The organism is Lentibacillus sp. CBA3610 (assembly GCF_013373365.1).
Taxonomy (GTDB): domain Bacteria; phylum Bacillota; class Bacilli; order Bacillales; family Amphibacillaceae; genus Lentibacillus.
On sequence record NZ_CP035925.1, the window covers coordinates 126,913 to 143,372 of the forward strand.

A 16,460-nucleotide genomic window follows, 5' to 3' on the forward strand; every position below is an offset into this window, starting at 1 on the left:
TACAGACAACCGTAATATCATAATAGATACACATAACATTCCAAGGAGAATCAATATGGCAAACAACAAGAAATTGATATTAGATTGTGACCCGGGTCATGATGACGCAATTTCAATTATATTAGCAGCCTCAAAAATAAGTAACCTCAACATCGAAGCCATTACGACCGTTGCGGGAAATGTTGAAGTAGAAAAAAATACAGTCAATGCGCTCAGAGTGTGTGACATTGCAGGATTAGAAGATGTCCCGGTAGCTCAAGGTGCTTCCAAGGCATTGTTCCGAAAACCGGAAATTGCCGAAGAGATTCACGGTGAAACAGGATTGGGTGGACCTGAGCTGCCTGATGAACCGAATACAAAACCGGTTGATCAGCACGCTGTCGATCTGATCATCAATAAAGTTATGGCCTCAAACGATGATATAACGTTGGTCCCGACTGGCCCACTAACGAATATTGGATTAGCCATGATCAAAGAACCAAAAATCATACCCAAAATAAAAGAGGTTGTTTTAATGGGCGGCGGCACATTCGGCAATTGGACACCGGCTGCCGAATTTAACATTTATGTGGACGCAGAAGCTGCAAAAGTTGTATTTGAGAGCGGCGTGCCTATTACCATGTTTGGCTTGGATGTGACGCATCAGGCTATTGCAACCAGGGAAACGGTAGAAAGGCTTTCCGAAATCGATAATCATGTTTCCAATTTTGTTGTTGAACTGCTCAAGTTTTTTATCAAAACAAATGAGGATGTTTTCGATATGGATGGCGGCCCGGTTCATGATGCGTGCACCGCTCTTTACTTAATGGACCCCACAATTTTTGGTGTCAAACATGTACGCGTCGATATTGAAACAAAAGGAGAGTTCACTTACGGCATGACGTGTGTGGATACACTTGGCGTAACCAATCGAGAACCGAATGTGAACTTCGCCTATCAATTGGACCATGAAAAATTTTGGGGATTGTTTGAAGACGCATTATCCTCCTATTCAGATTGACTATAGAGGCACATCCTTTGAGAAACCTCTATAATTCTGGTGTTGAATGATAATAAAGATGTTTTTACTTCAATAAAGTCGTTTCTTTTACAATATAGTTGTTCCAGAAAAGGGCCAGATTGTGGAATAAAATAATTTATCTAAATTATTTTTTTATCTGGTCATTATGTTAGATTCCCATTTTTAGTATCTGAGAAAATATGATCTTCCTCAAACCGGCGCTTTTCTTTAATAAGGATTTGCGCCAATATTTATTATGAAGTTCTATGGTGAATGTCAAAATAGTGATATAATAATGTTAAATGAAAGGGGCGGTAAAATTGAAATGGCCAGAAGTTAGAAATATGTACCCGGATCAATTTGTTAAACTGAAAGTACTATCGTCTCATATTGAAAACTATCGAGAAATCATTGAAGATATGGCTGTTATAAGACCGGTGCCGGACGAATCAGCAACAAAAGAACTTTTAAAATCAAAAGATGAAGATTTAGTTTATCACACTTCCCATGAAAATATTGTACTTGAAGTCCGGCAAGATGTAGGGTTGAGGAGATTCTACTAACATGGAAATAAAATACAAACATGGATTGCTACTAGTGGATATGACGCTGGGGTATAATGGGAAAAATAAAGTGATCAAAAATTTGGTGGTGGATACAGGGGCTGCTCGGACACTTATTTCTCAAAATGCAGTAGATGATATTGGTATGCAGGTTGATTTACATGATAAGATTGTCACTTATTATGGAATTGGTGGAAAAGAGTATGCATTTAGAAAAAATGTAGACAGTATCCAAATCAGTGATTATACGATTGAAAACATAGAAGTCGATTTTAATGATTTTGGATATGAGGATATTAACGGATTGCTTGGATTAGATTTGTTAATGCAAGCTGGATTTACTATAGACTTATTACAGCTTGAAATGAATAGAAAGAGTTGAGGGGAATCCTAAAGGGTTCCTTTTATCTTTATAAGTGATGATTATTACAGATTAAAGTAAATAACTTTATTTGCCCTAATCATCTGGAGCTTATTTAACATTAATATGCGCCCCAATCTGAATATTGCTTATGTTAAAATGAAAATAGATATTTTGACGCAGGGAAGTGTCTTAAAAGGAGAGACGGGCGCATGTTATTGAAAAAGAAATCCTCAATGAATGAAGCCAGTGATGTTCAATTGGTAAATGGGTCGGTGTCATTCAGGAATGTTAAGATGAATGTTTATTGTTTTGCGGTTGATGGTGTGTTAATCGATACCGGTTCCAAGTCATTGTTAAAAGCGTTTAAACCATTTTTTGCACAAGCGGATGTTGACCAGGTTATGATTCCCCACTTTCATGAAGACCATACAGGTGGGGCAGGGTATTTACAAACAGAATACGGTCTGCCTGTCTATATGAACGCCATGACAATCAACGAATGTATGGAAAAGGCGGATTACCCATTATACCGCCAAGTATTCTGGGGAAGAAGACGCCCTTTTCAAGCACAGCCAATCGGGGAATCATTTATAGATTTTCCGAACAGGAAAGCCCACTACGGTGCGTTAGCGCCCCCTTTAGGGGTGGGATGAGAGTGAGGTCGGATACAGAGTGCCACTGAAAATCGTAAGGTTTGTGGCGCTTCAAGTATCCGAAAACCGCACTCTTTTAGTTGTATATCTGTTGTAGTTTGTTAATAAAACTGACACAATAATATATGACCGATATAGAAGAAACAAGACAACCGTATCCTTAATCAACTATCATTTCGTTTTTTGCCCTCGATATAGAAGGAAGATATTCCTTCGCGGTGATATAGAAGAACGCTTAAGCAGTTGGTACAAGAAATATGTGAAGGTTTAGAAATTGCCATTCTTGCTTTAGAATGTGACAAAGACCATACACATATGTTTCTAAATGCATCGCCAACACTTAGTCCTGCTAATATTATAAAAAAATCAAAAGAGTGACTTCTAAAAAGTTGCGAGAGGAATTTCCTCATCTCGGGCATTTGCCAAGTCTTTGGACACGTCCCTATTTTGTATCAACCGCATGAAATGTATCACGTACAACGATTAAACGCTATGTTGAACAGCAAAAAACAAGGGGGTGAGGATTATGTCGCAAACGATAACCGTTAAAATCAAACTACTTCCAACAAAAGAACAGGCTTCTATTTTGTATGAGATGAGCCAAACATACATCTCTGTCATCAATACACTTGTATCTGAAATGGTTGCTGAAAAGAAAAGTACAAAGAAATCAAGCAAGGATATTCCTGTTCATTTGCCAAGTGCAGTTAAAAACCAAGCCATCAAAGATGCTAAAAGTGTATTTAAGAAAACAAGGAAAAACCAATTCACTTCTGTGCCTGTTCTGAAAAAGCCTGTCTGTATATGGAACAATCAAAACTATTCGTTTGATTACACTCATATTTCGATGCCAATTATGGTTAATGGGAAAGCGACCAAAATACCTATTTGTGCTTTATTGGCTGATAAGGACAATCGTAATTTTGACCTTCTTACGTACAAACTAGGTACGCTTCGTATCACAAAGAAATCGAACAAATGGATTGCTCAAATTTCTGTCACTATCCCTACTACTCGAGGAACGGGATTAAAAATCATGGGAGTAGACTTAGGCTTAAAAGTACCTGCTGTTGCTGTAACAGATGATGAAAAGGTATGCTTTTTTGGTAATGGTAGACAAAACAAGTTTAAAAAGAGAAAATTTCGTTCTGATCGCAAAGCTTTAGGTAAAAAGAAAAAGCTAAATGCTATTCGTCGTTCAAAAGACAAGGAACAGCGTTGGATGAAAGACCAAGATCATAAAACCAGTCGTGCGATTGTTAATTTTGCTAAAGGAAATAAAATTTCTGTTATTCGCTTAGAACAATTAGCGAAGATTAGACAGACGACAAGAACCAGTCGTAAAAACGAAAAGAACTTGCACACATGGTCATTCTATCGTCTATCGCAATTCATTGAATACAAAGCAAATTTAGAAGGTATCAACGTTGAATATGTGAACCCTGCATACACAAGTCAAACATGTCCGAAGTGTTCTGAAAAGAATAAGGCACAAGGTCGAAAATACAAGTGTAAATGCGGCTTCGAGAAACACAGGGATATAATCGGTGCTATGAATATTCGCTATGCACCTGTGGTTGATGGTAAAAGTCAATCAGCCTAAGATGCTATAAGCACTGTCTTAGGAGGGGTAATGAGATACCCTCATCTTGAAGGCTGTTCAAAACAGAAATGGATTGCGAACGTGTAGTCATTCAAGAATCCCACCCGTCACATCGTAAGGTGTAGGGCTTGCGGCTTTAGCCGTGGGAGTCTCAAATCGCGGAATGCCACCTGGGATGTGATTCAGACACCCGGGCATGCAAAAGATCATTTATCATTTCTGAATCGCCAAGCGGGACAACTCTTTTCAGGAGATCTGTACGACAGCCCAAAATCAAAGTTATATTGCGGGAAGAAAATGTCCCCATGATCATTCATTCCATCAAAAGACTATTGAACTATGATTTTGGCGAATTATTCTGCTACCATGCGGGTTATATGAAAGACGGCCGTCAAGCCAAGTAAATAAATCTTAATTCAGCTGATTTAAAAATAGCCGCGGGTTGGTGTTCCCGGCTATTTTTTGTATAGTTAACTAATTTGGTTAAGCTTCTCCGGCGTTTTATTTATCACAATCCAGCGATTATATATATCGATTAGAAGCCCCATTCCAAACATAAACATCAATGTTCCTGGGCCGATACCGTTTATACTTTGCCGATAAATAATAATGATAATACTTATCGACAGCGGAATTGCCGTACACAAAATGGTGCCTGTTGTATAATTGTTCATCAGTTTCCCAAATGCCTTCAACAAATAATCACTTGGTAAGTATATTGAACTTGCTTGGAAATAAATGCATATAGCGACTGCAATTAAGTTGAGTCCAATGAATAAGTATATATAACGAATGCCTAAATCATTTGGTACATAAACCATTTGATGCAGGTACAAAAACAAATCAATGAAAACCCCAAAAATGACAGAAAGCGCAATGGTTTTGACAATCATTCCCACGGTGAATTTTATTTTCATAAAATAGCTGAGCAACATCGCAAAGAAATACAAAATAATGATGCAAACACCAACGCTAAACGGTAATAAATATTCAAGATTTTCCGCAGCAGATGTCCAGGGTGCACTCCCTAAGTTACTGATTATCATAAAACTATTGCCTAAAGCATTTAAAGTAATAGCTATTACAAACCATAATGAATTTAAAGATAGTACTCTCATCCAGACCTCCAATTACTCCTGCTCGCTAAAATAGACTGCCACTCACCTAATGAGACAGTCAAATACTTCTGCCAATCGTTTGGCCCAGTCTACTTAAATGTTAATACCTGAATCTGATTAAATCAATTGTATTCATATAAGTTTCCAGACTTCTATCCAGTTGATTTTCGGCAGTGGCCGAAAATCTTTTGATTGAACAAAGGTAGACAAAACGACACGCCTGGCTGAAGTTTCTATTCGCGCGATAATGACTCAATTTCGCGCGACGCTCCCTTGAATTCGCGCGGCACTGCCCCGAAATCGCGCGGCGATCCTTGAATTCGCGCGACACTACTTCAAAATCGCGCGACGGTCCTCTGAATTCGCGCGGCACCACCCCGAAATCGCGCGACGGTCCTCTGAATTCGCGCAACACTACTGCAAAATCGCGCGACGATCCTTGTTTTTGCGTGACACTATCCCATTTCGCGCAACCCTCAGCCAATACCGAGCGCCCCCTTACCCTAATTTCTGCGACTAAGAATCTGGAGAATGGAAACGGGATGTAATGAAACAAAAAAAGTTAAATTTTCCCTTTTGCAACACGATACGTTTTCCAAACATAATAAAATGTCACGACAATCGTGAGGAAGATAAAAAACATAAAGCCTGACGACAGACCATTCGCCTGCTCCACAGCGGTTTGAATCATGCCAAAGAGTATCCAGCTGAACATGATACTCATAAACAGATTGATCATCGCCATCATTCTGACCGTATTCTGCTTAATCAGCTGCACCTGTTCTTCCGTCAACTCTTCTTTTTTGATGGTGGGAAAATTAACAAAGTGCAAGGCTTCTTTTGCATCCTGTTTGATAAATAAAAAGTAATTAAGAACGAATACCTGGATTAAAATAAAGCCGTATAAAATGAGCAAACCGATGAGCAGCCCTTTTCCTCCCCAAGCGTCAGGCTCGCCGCTTGCATTGAAATGCTGAGGAATTTCATCCGGCAGCTGGCCGTACTGGAGCAGGACATAAATTGCTGTCAGAACCAGGAGAGTAAAGGAAAGTACATCCACAAATGGGGAGTAATATTTACTGATTTTTTTCCACAAACTTTTTCACCTCCAATTATTAAAAGACAGTGAATTTCATCAATACCATTATACAATAATGACTGTCATTATGGAGGTATATTTTTCTGCATTGCAAACATCTTTCATCGTCAACTGCCGAAATCCTATCAAGAAAAAGCAGACGGATGAAAAACTAAAAGTAATTAATCGGCAATCCTCGTTAAACAAGCTCCGTCCTGTGATATAATAAGATAATAAATATATAAATGGAGGCGATTGGCATGAGTCTTCCCGAGGAAAAGAAAGTAAGTATCGAAACGTTTTATAAAATGCGCGAAGAAACTGATCACTTATTGGAGTATGACGATGGGATTGTTTTGATGTCGCCATCCCCATCGACTCGGCACCAACAGGTTTCTGCCAGGCTGCAGGCAAAATTATTTAACTTCCTTGATGGCGGAAAATGCCAAGTGTTTAGTGCCCCTTATGATGTTCATTTGTACAGAGATGATCTTGACGATGCAAAAATATTCATGCCGGATTTATCTGTTATCTGTGATGTTGAAGGGCTGGAAGAAAATAAATTTGTAGGTGTTCCTGAAATGATTGTTGAAATTCTCAGTCCTTCCAATCAAAGTCATGATCTTGTAACAAAAATGGAAGCTTACATGAAATATGGTGTTAAAGAATACTGGGTTGTCAACCCCATGCTGAATGCGATTCAAGTATATGCATTAACGGATAAACAAGTATACCAGCAAGTTGATATACTGAAGGGTGAAGGTATTGCGAAATCAATTGTATTGACAGGGTTTCAGGTTGATCTGGAAGAAATTCTTTGGTGATTCTCAATCCTTTGTGAATCTATATGAATGCGAGTCCACAATAAATACCCTTTCTCATCCCTACAATCGAAACAAATCCGTAAAAAGAGGCATCTTCAGGCAAAAATAATTTTAAAATATTTTCATTTACATGCCCCCAAATGATGCATACTTTCGATTATAGGAGTGAAAGGGGGCTTCTGTAATAAGCCTTATCATACCATTCTTGGATAGGAAGTTCTCTAAAAAGATCGACAGTTTTATGAAACGATTCTCGAATGAATAACGTATATCATGTATAACCAAAAAGGGGAGAGGATTCGGATGAAACGTGTCACGAAAAAGCGGACGAAGGCTTTCTTGATTGATGCGGCAATCTCGGCTGCGGTTACATATGGGGTGGAGTATTTTCTGAGAAGAAGAGTGAAGAATGAAACAGTCCATGCAGTGGTCACGCCGACAGTCGTTTTGTGGACGCTGGAATACGCTCAAATGCGCCGGAGCGGTCAAACCCTCGGCTATAAGCAGCAAAAGCTCATCCTGGAAGATGAAAACGGTTCAGACCCATCGACGTCGCAAATTTTCAAACGGATGGCACACCGGGATACAATTGCCGGCTTCAGTTATCTGAAAAACCCTAAAGGCTTTACTGAAGAGGAAGGGGCGGTTATGCCGCACGATCGTTATTCGGGTACGCGGGTGAGGGAAAGTTAATTATGCAGGTCAACGTTTTTGGGAATAAAACAGCACGCTGCCCATTTTTGGTAAACTTGGCCGGCGTGCTGTTTCACTTTTCTGCTGACAATCTGCTGATATTAGCAACTACAGCGATTTTACTCCAAACTACAGCGGTTTTGGCTTCAACTACAGCGAATTTTTCTCAATTTACAGTGATTATTAGCCAATCTACAGCGCCGCGCTGCAAACTACAGCGATTTTGCCGGAATCTGCAGCGCGTATTTTTACAAGTATTACCACTGCGCACGAATTCAGAAAGGTTCAGGTAGCTTTACGTGTTCCTTTCATAATCAGACTGATGATGAAAATCAGGATAATCGCGCCGATCAAAGCTGGGATGATGGCAAAACCGCCAATGACGGGTCCAAATTCACCGAAAAGCCCGGAACCGATCCATGCACCGATAATACCGGCGACGATGTTACCAATGATTCCGCCTGGCACATCTTTTCCTACAATTAAGCTGGCTAGCCAGCCTAAGATACCTCCGACAATGAGACTCCAAATGAAACTCATATGATTTATTCCTCCTATTTTAAACCTATTATGGCGTTTCGGTATGAATCATAACCTGATAATCCAGTTGTTAAACAACGCTTATAATTGTCCTCCCAAAAAGACTGAATTTATGCACGAAATGTGCTAAAATAGATATTTCGCATCTGTACACAGAAAGAAGGGCAAAACGTAATGGCTCATGTATTTCGCTGGTTCATTTATTTTATTGGGATTATGATTTTCAGTATGGGGATCACGATTACGGTCAATGTGCAGCATTTGGGAATTCACCCATGGGACGTATTGAATGTGGCTTTATTCGATTTAGTCGGGTTGTCCGTTGGCTCATGGGCAATGATCATTTCATTTTTGCTGATTATTGTTTCCTGGATTCTCGACAAATCCTATATTAAAATCGGCACATTCTTGAATGCGGTGCTGGTCGGTGCGTTTGTCGATTTATATATGTGGCTTGATTTTCTTCCGCATGCGACAAACACTTGGATTGATATCGTCATTATTATGGCCGGTATTGTCGTCATGGGATTGGGCGGCGGCATTTATAATGCGGGCGGTGTTGGATCGGGCCCGCGCGATGGCTTTATGCTGTCAATTTCGGATAAAACCGGTGCGTCAATTGGCAAGGTGCGGATTATTGTTGAAAGCGGCGTATTAGTGATTGGACTTATTTTAGGCGGACCTGTCTTTATTTTTACATTTATTTTCACATTTATTCAAAGTCCGATATTCCAATATACGTATTTGCGAATGGGCCGGTTGGTGAAACAAGTTACAACTCCACGGATGAAAAACTATCGTTCGGATTCCGGTCATACCGGCTGAGTTTTCTAATTTCGGATGACGTTTTCAATTCGGAAATCGGCTAACTCGCCGATTTCTTCAAGTCTGACTTCCGGCATCTGACCTCTGAAAAGACGAGGCTAGGCCTGAGTTTTTCTCAAGGCTTAAATCAGTATTCATATATGTTACAATGGACAAAAAGGCTAGGGGGACTAACCTATGAATTCAGATCAGTTTCACATTTACGGAAGCGGTCAAAAGCCAATTAAATTGCGTGCCGGCAGAATTGCACTGTATCTTGGTGCCGGGATTATAGAAGCCTGGAATAAAAAGAATGAAGCGTATTACTTATTCTTTTACAAACATGACTTCCTCACCGCTGCAAAAGCCAAAAAGCTCAGACGCCATTCATTCATCGAGTCAGCCTTTAAACAAGGGCTGGTGTTCAGTGCACCGCATCCGTTTATTGATGAATTGTTATCTGCAAACCGTCAATGTCGCATCACCCAATTCGACCCGCTCTTAAAAAAGCTTGATAAGCAATATACCCCTCATGAAAAAGCATTTATCTTAACATTTTTTGAATCATTCATTTCCAAAAAACGTTTATTCAATGAAATCAAATCGATCTTTTATGTTTATCGCCGGAATGGGCAGAACTTTTTAGGCTACAAGATTGTCCGGATTCTAATGGACTTTGCACCAGACAACAGTTTAGTCAGACAACTTGCCAGTGATTGGAATTTCAGGCAATATGCCGATTGGTATCGCGATCAATCTGAAAACGTGATGGCGAAAGATTTCATTTTTGCCGAGAAAGTGCTCTATTTTGAGAAGGATAAGGACAACTGTTTCTGGCAGCTGCTAACCTTGCTGCATGAACAATCGCGCTGGATGGATAGGATGGCCTTGTATGGCGACAGGCTAATTGAAAGCCCGTCAGATGACAGGTATGATTCCCTTTTTAAACTTCTGAACCGGTATTTTAACAACGAGCAAATCATGCGTTACCTCGAGAGTATTTACCGCCAACTGCCCCGCTATGCACCACTCAAACAGGATCTTTTGCAGAAATATATTGAAATGAATAACATGGAAGATGTATTGAATATGTACAGTGATTCCGATATCAGTCTCACGATTCAAGATACTGAATCAATGGCCGAAATGCTTGAGCACTTAGATCCGGAGTCCCGATCATTTTCCCCGGAACAGTTGCATACCTTAATTGAAGTAGTCATCGATGTGAATCCGAAAACAGCTGAAAGTCTTATACATCAATACACTGCTGCACTTCTGAACACACACGAGCCATCGTTTATCAAAGAGCTGCTGACGCCCTTTATAGAGTCCCGCGCAGTCCACCCGGTCTATTTAAAAATTGATGCGCTTGTGAAATTCAATGATGACCTTGATCAAATGCAGTTGCTTGGGGAGTTGTATTATGAATTCAGACAGTTTAATCAAGCGATCGAGTGTTTCAGTTGGGAGACCGAATTGAAACCCGAGGATCCGAAACCAATCAAATGGCTGTCGAAAACCTATCAGGAGCTGGGAATGAAACAGGAGTCAGAGGCCTATCGGCAATTGCTTGTTAACCTGCAAAAAAAAGCGTAATATGAATTGTAAAGGATACGAGCGATGGACAACCTTCGGGGAAGCGTCCAATAGCGCCTGTACATACATACTTATGCGATTGAAGAAAATGGATTGAACAATTACATAATGTAAAAATGACATAAAGAAATATCGATTGGTATGGAAAAAGAGGTGAACATTCTATTATAATGATTCGTATAGACTGGAAAATTCGCTTGCTTCATTTGTAAACAGGCGAATAACATGATAATTTTTAATATGGATATATATTCGTTAATGGAGTGTGTCATTATACTCCTTTGTGAAATCAAGATAGAAATCCGAATATAAAATCCCGTAAATTGGAGGTAAATAACGTGAAAATTATAGTAGCTGGTGGAGACGGCTTTTGTGGCTGGCCGACAGCCCTTTATTTATCAAAACAAGGCCATGATGTCGCAATCATCGATAATATGGTCAGACGAAAAATCGATAATGAACTGCATTCAAATTCGATTACACCGATTGCCACACTGGAAGAGCGGGTGGCGAAGTGGAAGGAACTGACTGGAAACGAAATCCGTACTTATGATGGGGATTTGACCCATTACGATTTTCTCCGTGAAGTTTTGAAACAGGAGATGCCTGATGCGTTTGTGCATTTTGCTGAACAGCGCTCGGCTCCATATTCGATGATTGACCGGGAACATGCGGTTTATACCCAGGAGAATAATGTTTCCGGCACATTGAATGTTCTTTACGGCATTAAAGAATTCGTGCCGGATTGCCATTTAATTAAGCTGGGAACGATGGGCGAATACGGAACCCCGAATATTCCGATTGAAGAAGGGTATATTGAGATTGAGCACAAAGGCAGAAAAGATGTCCTGCCATTTCCAAAACAGCCGGGTTCTTTCTATCACCTTTCCAAAGTGCATGACAGCCACAATATCACATTTGCATGCAAAATCTGGGGTATCAGGGCAACTGATTTAAATCAGGGTGTTGTATACGGATTGGATACTGATGAAACGCAAATGGATCCGGTGCTTACTAATCGTTTGGACTATGATGATGTATTTGGCACAGCACTGAATCGGTTCATTATCCCAGTCTGCAATCGGCCATGATGTGACAGTATATGGAAAAGGCGGCCAGACACGCGGGTTCCTGAACATTCAGGACACGGTGCGCTGTATTGAAATTGCAGCAGAAAATCCGGCAGATAAAGGTGAATTCCGGGTATTCAACCAATTTACCGAGCAGTTTTCTGTCGGCGAGCTTGCAGAAAAAGTGAAAAAGGTCGCACAAGAAGAAGGCTATGAAACGACCATTGCCAACCTTGATAATCCAAGGGTCGAGCAGGAAGAACACTTTTTCCAGGCAGAAAACACCAAACTGCGAGATCTTGGGCTTGAGCCGCACTTGCTTGATGATGATGTCATTCGTGAAATCTTCCGGACGGTTGTCAATCATAAAGACCGGGTCATCACAGAAAACGTGCTGCCTCAAGTGTCGTGGAAGTAACAAGAGTGCCTTTCACATGTTGATTTTTACTAATTGAGGAAGTGTCGTCATTGAAAATTGCCATAATAACAGAAACATTCGTACCTTCAACAGATGGCGTTGTTACAAGACTGAAAGCATGCATCCGCTATTTTAAACGCAATGGGCATGATGTTCGGGTCATCGCACCGGATCTTGGTGTGGATGAGTTTGAGGGGGCGAAAATAGAAGGAGTTCCAGCTCGGACTCTCCCCCTTTATCGTTCTAAAAAATTCTCATTGCCGACCCGGAAAGTCAAAAAAATGCTTGAAGCCTATAATCCCGATGTTGTGCATGTTGTGAATCCGGCGCTGGTGGGAGCAACGGGCGTTTATTATGCGAATAAACTCGGGATTCCGATGCTGGCTTCATATCATACACAAATTCCGAAATATGCGGATTATTACAATCTCCCCATGTTTAAAGGATTTTTGTGGTGGTATTTCCGCAAACTCCATAATCAGGCGGAATTGAATCTTTGCACATCCGAGGCTGTGAAGGAAGAACTGCTAGAACAGAATTTTCATAATGTCCATGTCTGGAAGCGTGGTGTGGATACGGAATTGTTCCACCCGGATAAGTATGATGAAAAAATGCGCGAGAAGCTTTCAGACGGCCGGACGGATAAAAAGCTGCTGTTGTTTGTCGGCAGACTGGCACCGGAGAAAGAGATTGAAAAAATCAAATCCGTCCTGGATGCATCGGATGAATTCGCGCTGGCTATCGTTGGTGATGGACCGCACCGCCAGACCCTTGAGAAGCATTTTGCCGGGACCAATACCGTGTTTACCGGATTCATGCACGGCGAAGAGCTCGCCAAAGCATATGCATCCTCGGACGTTTTTGTTTTCCCGTCAACAACGGAAACACTTGGTCTTGTCATAACAGAAGCGATGGCATCGGGATTGCCGCTGGTTGCAGCTGAAAGTGGCCCAACGTGCGAACAGATTGAGGACAATCGCACCGGTTTGCTTTATGACAAGGACAAGCAGGGTGATTTCACACAGACTGTTTTACGTTTTGCGGATGAAACATTGCGAAAACGGTTAGCCAAAGATGCGCGTCATGATATAGCCGAAATGAGCTGGGATACCCAATCAAAGCAGGTGCTTGATTATTACAAGGAAATCGCGGGAGTAGAAGAAAACGTGTTAAGCCATAATAATGTTAAATCATCCAGTCTAAGAACGGAAAATAAATAATCGCTATTTCGGATATTAAGAAAGACAGGAAACACTAGAGGCGTTCTATGGCACAGCAAAAACAAAAAAGAGGTCCTTTGCAATTTCTGCAGTTCGGTGTGATCGGCTTTGCCAACGCAGCGATTGATATTGGGACACTCAACGTATTACTCATATTATTTCATACTGATGACAGAATGCTGCTTTTATTATATAACTCACTTGCTTATATGCTGGCTGTGGGCAATAGTTATTTTTGGAATACAAATATTACGTTTAAACGCTCGGCGAAAGGGAGCAACCGTCAGCGCATTTTGTTTATCGTCCAGGGTCTGATCAGTCTGGGTGTAAGCAACCTTGTTTTCCTGGGCATAAGTGATTTGCTGGGTTTCATCACTATTCCAAATTGGCTGCGTTTTAATATAGCAAAAGGATTGGCCATGTTTTTATCATTCCTCGCCAGCTTTTTCATGGTGAAGTATTTTGTGTTCAGGGATTACGGAAGACGATTTATTAAGGATAAATCGTAACGGAAAAAGCTTGGATGATTCCAAGCTTTTTTCGATTCAATGACGTTTCACCTATACGCTTATTTCAATACTGTGATTGATTTCGGGCTGTCCAAACTCGGATGTATCGCGGTCCACATCAAAATTGTTCATGACATTTTGTAAAAAGTACCAGCCAAAGATTAAAACGGCGATTGTTAAAGCAACAACGAGCAGAACAACTTTTTTACCCATAGCGTTTATCCCCCTTATTATCCCGCATGTAAGGGCCAGTAACCCGGCAAAGAGCGGCGGCTAACTGTCCCTATGAAGTTTCACTTTATCCCTGCTATAAGATTAGCAAAACCCTTTGCAGCTGTAAATGGAGGATTGGTTTCAACTGCTCACTGCACCGGAAACACTGTAGTCAGCCAAGTCAATTTCTAATTCCTTTCCAAGGGCCAATTTCGCCAGCTGGTCACCGACAAATGGACCTGTTGTCAGACCTGAGGAACCAAGACCGTTGCCAATCAGAAGTCCTTCATAGCCCGGGAACGGCCCAATGACCGGCAGGAAACCGGGGGTATGCGGGCGAAAACCAACGCGGGCCTCCATCGCGGTACTATTCGCCAAACCCGGGGCAACCTCCAATGCTTTGGATAAAATTTCGCTAAGTCCGCCGGCTGTAACGCGGGTGTCAAAGCCCCCATCATCTTCGTGGGTGGCGCCAATAATAACCCGGTCGTCCCACGTTAACATGAATTGATCGTTAGGCGGCATAACAACAGGCCAATCGGACGTGTCTACGCCAGGTGAATGCAAATGCAGAATTTGTGCTTTTTGTGATGTGTTATGAAAATGAACGTTTAGAGGCTTTAGCAGTTCATGCATCCAGGCACCGCATGCGGCAATAACCTGATCAGCTTCAATCGTTTGGCCGTTAACTGTCACCCCTGTTATACGGGAATCTTCATGGATAAGGTCAGCACTGCCTTGGATTACGGTTGCACCATGTTTTTGTGCGCCACGTATAAACGCATTCCGTAATGCACGCCCATTAATGCGAGAAGCACCGCTTACATGAACAGACGCATAATGATCAGCGAGGTGGGGGAATAATGTTTTCGTCTGTTTCGTATCCAGAAGTGTAACCTCACCAATCTCCGGCGCATCTTCACGGCGTTTCAGGGCCCGGTCTTTCATGGTTTTAAGTTTTTGCTCATCGGTATGAATGCTGATTGCTCCGGTTTGCGCATAGCCTGTTTCGGTTTCACCATCGTCAGCCAGCTCCCGGATTAAATCCCGATAAATGCGTGCACCGCCTTTTGCCAGCTTGTACCATGCTTTATTCCTGCGCTGGGAAAGCCAAGGACATATAATCCCGGCAGCTGCATCGGTCGCTTGTCCACTATCATGCCGGTCAACAATAATAACTTCCACGCCGGATTTGGCTAGTTTATAAGCAGTGGAAGCCCCCAATATACCGGCTCCAATAATAATAGATCGATTCATATAAAAACCCTTTCTGATTCTCTTCATCAACTATAAGAGAAATAAAGCGAAACTTCAATCAGTGGGGAGAGAAAAGATTAGCTGCATTTTTCAGGTAAAGGGTGCGATTGCGTCATTAACGAGTAAGTTTTAGAAAAATACAACCCTGTTTTAAGCGTAATAAAAATTAAAGTAAGAGGAAGGTTAAAGATGAAGCTGTTTGACATTAGGAGGATTTAATCCATGACGACTTCAGACAATCTGTCAATTTCAGGGGCAGAATTAGGAACACTTTGGATGGGGTATCAAAATAAGACGATGAATATGCGGTTTTTGGAATATTACATTGAAAAAGCAGAGGATCCGGAAGCCAAAGATATTTTAGAATCCTACTACAACAAGGAAAATGAACATGTCGAGACACTGATAAAAATATTTCAGGACGAGGGGGCTGTGTTGCCTGTAGGGTTTACTGGAAAAGATGTTACACCGGGAGCACCGCGTCTGTATGATGAAATGTTTGATATCATGCACTTGCGTTTGATTGCAGCTATCAATATGGGGCTTTTCACAGTACATCTATCCATGGCTTATCGAGATGACATAAGAGAATTGTACCAGCGTTTTACGGTTGATGCGCAAGAAACATATGACCAAACAACAAGTTTTCTGTTAAAACATTCGGCGATCCCTCGCCCCCCATATATCACGATGCCAAAGGATGTTGAGTTTGCAAAAAATAAACAATATTTGTCCGGATTTAATCTGTTATCTCATAAACGACCTTTAAATGCGGTTGAATTGATGTTCTATCATAAGCACCGTTGCCTTTGTTTAGATAGATCTATAGGTTATACTAAAGGAAACAGATTTATTTCTACCCTTTTCCAATTGTTTTGAAATCACCATAGACATGCATTTGATCATAGCTGGAAGAAATAATAAAGATTAACAAGGG

The 16,460-nt window shown here is 41.2% G+C and carries 18 protein-coding genes and 3 pseudogenes; 15 read left to right on the forward strand and 6 right to left on the reverse strand.

Annotated elements, in window-relative coordinates; translation table 11 throughout:
• Positions 1–55: 55 nt before the first annotated feature.
• The 7 genes and pseudogenes from Len3610_RS00630 to Len3610_RS20370 form a co-directional block, all read left to right on the forward strand.
• Positions 56–1,000, forward strand: coding sequence for a nucleoside hydrolase (locus Len3610_RS00630; RefSeq protein ID WP_176446242.1), 945 nt, complete (start codon positions 56–58; stop codon positions 998–1,000).
• A 320-nt stretch (positions 1,001–1,320) separates the two neighbouring features.
• A complete protein-coding gene (locus Len3610_RS00635; protein WP_176446243.1) occupies positions 1,321–1,563 on the forward strand; it encodes a hypothetical protein in 243 nt (80 codons plus the stop codon).
• Position 1,564: 1 nt separating this feature from the next.
• Entirely contained in the window at positions 1,565–1,945 is a 381-nt protein-coding gene (locus Len3610_RS00640) for a retropepsin-like aspartic protease (RefSeq protein ID WP_176446244.1), read from the forward strand.
• A gap of 191 nt (positions 1,946–2,136) precedes the next feature.
• Positions 2,137–2,580, forward strand: coding sequence for an MBL fold metallo-hydrolase (locus tag Len3610_RS00645; RefSeq protein WP_176446245.1), 444 nt, complete (start codon positions 2,137–2,139; stop codon positions 2,578–2,580).
• 121 nt (positions 2,581–2,701) lie between these two features.
• Positions 2,702–3,044, forward strand: a pseudogene (gene tnpA / locus Len3610_RS00650) (IS200/IS605 family transposase).
• Between the two features lie 62 nt (positions 3,045–3,106).
• Positions 3,107–4,183, forward strand: coding sequence for an RNA-guided endonuclease TnpB family protein (locus tag Len3610_RS00655; protein WP_176446246.1), 1,077 nt, complete (start codon positions 3,107–3,109; stop codon positions 4,181–4,183).
• Positions 4,184–4,339: 156 nt separating this feature from the next.
• Positions 4,340–4,581 (forward strand): annotated as a pseudogene (locus Len3610_RS20370) (MBL fold metallo-hydrolase); the annotation flags it as partial.
• 72 nt (positions 4,582–4,653) lie between these two features.
• Here Len3610_RS20370 and Len3610_RS00660 read toward each other — a convergent pair.
• The 3 genes from Len3610_RS00660 to Len3610_RS00670 form a co-directional block, all read right to left on the reverse strand.
• Positions 4,654–5,301, reverse strand: a complete 648-nt coding sequence (locus tag Len3610_RS00660; protein WP_176446247.1) for a DUF6198 family protein — start codon at positions 5,299–5,301, stop codon at positions 4,654–4,656.
• Positions 5,302–5,401: 100 nt separating this feature from the next.
• Positions 5,402–5,785: a hypothetical protein gene (locus Len3610_RS00665; protein ID WP_176446248.1), complete on the reverse strand. Its 384-nt coding sequence runs from the start codon at positions 5,783–5,785 to the stop codon at positions 5,402–5,404.
• A gap of 78 nt (positions 5,786–5,863) precedes the next feature.
• Positions 5,864–6,397 carry a DUF1648 domain-containing protein gene (locus tag Len3610_RS00670; RefSeq protein WP_176446249.1) on the reverse strand — a complete coding sequence of 178 codons (534 nt, stop codon included), beginning with the start codon at positions 6,395–6,397 and terminating at the stop codon, positions 5,864–5,866.
• A gap of 242 nt (positions 6,398–6,639) precedes the next feature.
• Between Len3610_RS00670 and Len3610_RS00675 the strand changes: the two genes are divergently transcribed.
• Together Len3610_RS00675 and Len3610_RS00680 are read left to right on the forward strand one after the other, a co-directional pair.
• Positions 6,640–7,203: a Uma2 family endonuclease gene (locus tag Len3610_RS00675; RefSeq protein WP_176446250.1), complete on the forward strand. Its 564-nt coding sequence runs from the start codon at positions 6,640–6,642 to the stop codon at positions 7,201–7,203.
• 303 nt (positions 7,204–7,506) lie between these two features.
• A complete protein-coding gene (locus tag Len3610_RS00680) occupies positions 7,507–7,896 on the forward strand; it encodes an RDD family protein (protein ID WP_176446251.1) in 390 nt (129 codons plus the stop codon).
• 285 nt (positions 7,897–8,181) lie between these two features.
• Here Len3610_RS00680 and Len3610_RS00685 read toward each other — a convergent pair whose 3' ends face one another.
• Positions 8,182–8,436, reverse strand: coding sequence for a GlsB/YeaQ/YmgE family stress response membrane protein (locus Len3610_RS00685; RefSeq protein ID WP_176446252.1), 255 nt, complete (start codon positions 8,434–8,436; stop codon positions 8,182–8,184).
• Between the two features lie 174 nt (positions 8,437–8,610).
• Between Len3610_RS00685 and Len3610_RS00690 the strand changes: the two genes are divergently transcribed.
• From Len3610_RS00690 to Len3610_RS00710, 5 genes and pseudogenes are all read left to right on the forward strand, one after another.
• On the forward strand, positions 8,611–9,261 hold the full coding sequence (locus Len3610_RS00690) for a YczE/YyaS/YitT family protein (protein ID WP_176446253.1): 651 nt from the start codon (positions 8,611–8,613) through the stop codon (positions 9,259–9,261).
• A gap of 177 nt (positions 9,262–9,438) precedes the next feature.
• Positions 9,439–10,836 (forward strand): hypothetical protein, encoded by a 1,398-nt coding sequence (locus Len3610_RS00695; protein ID WP_176446254.1) that lies wholly within the window; start codon positions 9,439–9,441, stop codon positions 10,834–10,836.
• A 338-nt stretch (positions 10,837–11,174) separates the two neighbouring features.
• Positions 11,175–12,324, forward strand: a pseudogene (locus Len3610_RS00700) (NAD-dependent epimerase/dehydratase family protein).
• Positions 12,325–12,374: 50 nt separating this feature from the next.
• A complete protein-coding gene (locus tag Len3610_RS00705; protein ID WP_176446255.1) occupies positions 12,375–13,544 on the forward strand; it encodes a glycosyltransferase family 4 protein in 1,170 nt (389 codons plus the stop codon).
• Between the two features lie 47 nt (positions 13,545–13,591).
• Positions 13,592–14,053: a GtrA family protein gene (locus Len3610_RS00710; RefSeq protein WP_176446256.1), complete on the forward strand. Its 462-nt coding sequence runs from the start codon at positions 13,592–13,594 to the stop codon at positions 14,051–14,053.
• A 51-nt stretch (positions 14,054–14,104) separates the two neighbouring features.
• Here Len3610_RS00710 and Len3610_RS00715 read toward each other — a convergent pair whose 3' ends face one another.
• Positions 14,105–14,266 carry a hypothetical protein gene (locus tag Len3610_RS00715; RefSeq protein WP_176446257.1) on the reverse strand — a complete coding sequence of 54 codons (162 nt, stop codon included), beginning with the start codon at positions 14,264–14,266 and terminating at the stop codon, positions 14,105–14,107.
• Positions 14,267–14,407: 141 nt separating this feature from the next.
• On the reverse strand, positions 14,408–15,523 hold the full coding sequence (locus Len3610_RS00720) for an NAD(P)/FAD-dependent oxidoreductase (protein WP_176446258.1): 1,116 nt from the start codon (positions 15,521–15,523) through the stop codon (positions 14,408–14,410).
• 222 nt (positions 15,524–15,745) lie between these two features.
• On the opposite strand from Len3610_RS00720, the gene Len3610_RS00725 reads away from it, so the two are divergent.
• Positions 15,746–16,402 carry a DUF3231 family protein gene (locus Len3610_RS00725; protein WP_176446259.1) on the forward strand — a complete coding sequence of 219 codons (657 nt, stop codon included), beginning with the start codon at positions 15,746–15,748 and terminating at the stop codon, positions 16,400–16,402.
• Positions 16,403–16,460: the final 58 nt, after the last annotated feature.

Excerpts from the sequence above, each read along its gene's own strand:
- Len3610_RS00630 (WP_176446242.1), top strand. The coding sequence starts at position 56 with ATGGCAAACAACAAGAAATTGATATTAGATTGTGACCCGGGTCATGAT.
- Len3610_RS00640 (WP_176446244.1), top strand. The coding sequence starts at position 1,565 with ATGGAAATAAAATACAAACATGGATTGCTACTAGTGGATATGACGCTG.
- Len3610_RS00645 (WP_176446245.1), top strand. The coding sequence starts at position 2,137 with ATGTTATTGAAAAAGAAATCCTCAATGAATGAAGCCAGTGATGTTCAA.
- Len3610_RS00655 (WP_176446246.1), top strand. The coding sequence starts at position 3,107 with ATGTCGCAAACGATAACCGTTAAAATCAAACTACTTCCAACAAAAGAA.
- Len3610_RS00660 (WP_176446247.1), bottom strand. The coding sequence starts at position 5,301 with ATGAGAGTACTATCTTTAAATTCATTATGGTTTGTAATAGCTATTACT.
- Len3610_RS00675 (WP_176446250.1), top strand. The coding sequence starts at position 6,640 with ATGAGTCTTCCCGAGGAAAAGAAAGTAAGTATCGAAACGTTTTATAAA.
- Len3610_RS00680 (WP_176446251.1), top strand. The coding sequence starts at position 7,507 with ATGAAACGTGTCACGAAAAAGCGGACGAAGGCTTTCTTGATTGATGCG.
- Len3610_RS00685 (WP_176446252.1), bottom strand. The coding sequence starts at position 8,436 with ATGAGTTTCATTTGGAGTCTCATTGTCGGAGGTATCTTAGGCTGGCTA.
- Len3610_RS00690 (WP_176446253.1), top strand. The coding sequence starts at position 8,611 with ATGGCTCATGTATTTCGCTGGTTCATTTATTTTATTGGGATTATGATT.
- Len3610_RS00695 (WP_176446254.1), top strand. The coding sequence starts at position 9,439 with ATGAATTCAGATCAGTTTCACATTTACGGAAGCGGTCAAAAGCCAATT.
- Len3610_RS00710 (WP_176446256.1), top strand. The coding sequence starts at position 13,592 with ATGGCACAGCAAAAACAAAAAAGAGGTCCTTTGCAATTTCTGCAGTTC.
- Len3610_RS00715 (WP_176446257.1), bottom strand. The coding sequence starts at position 14,266 with ATGGGTAAAAAAGTTGTTCTGCTCGTTGTTGCTTTAACAATCGCCGTT.
- Len3610_RS00720 (WP_176446258.1), bottom strand. The coding sequence starts at position 15,523 with ATGAATCGATCTATTATTATTGGAGCCGGTATATTGGGGGCTTCCACT.
- Len3610_RS00725 (WP_176446259.1), top strand. The coding sequence starts at position 15,746 with ATGACGACTTCAGACAATCTGTCAATTTCAGGGGCAGAATTAGGAACA.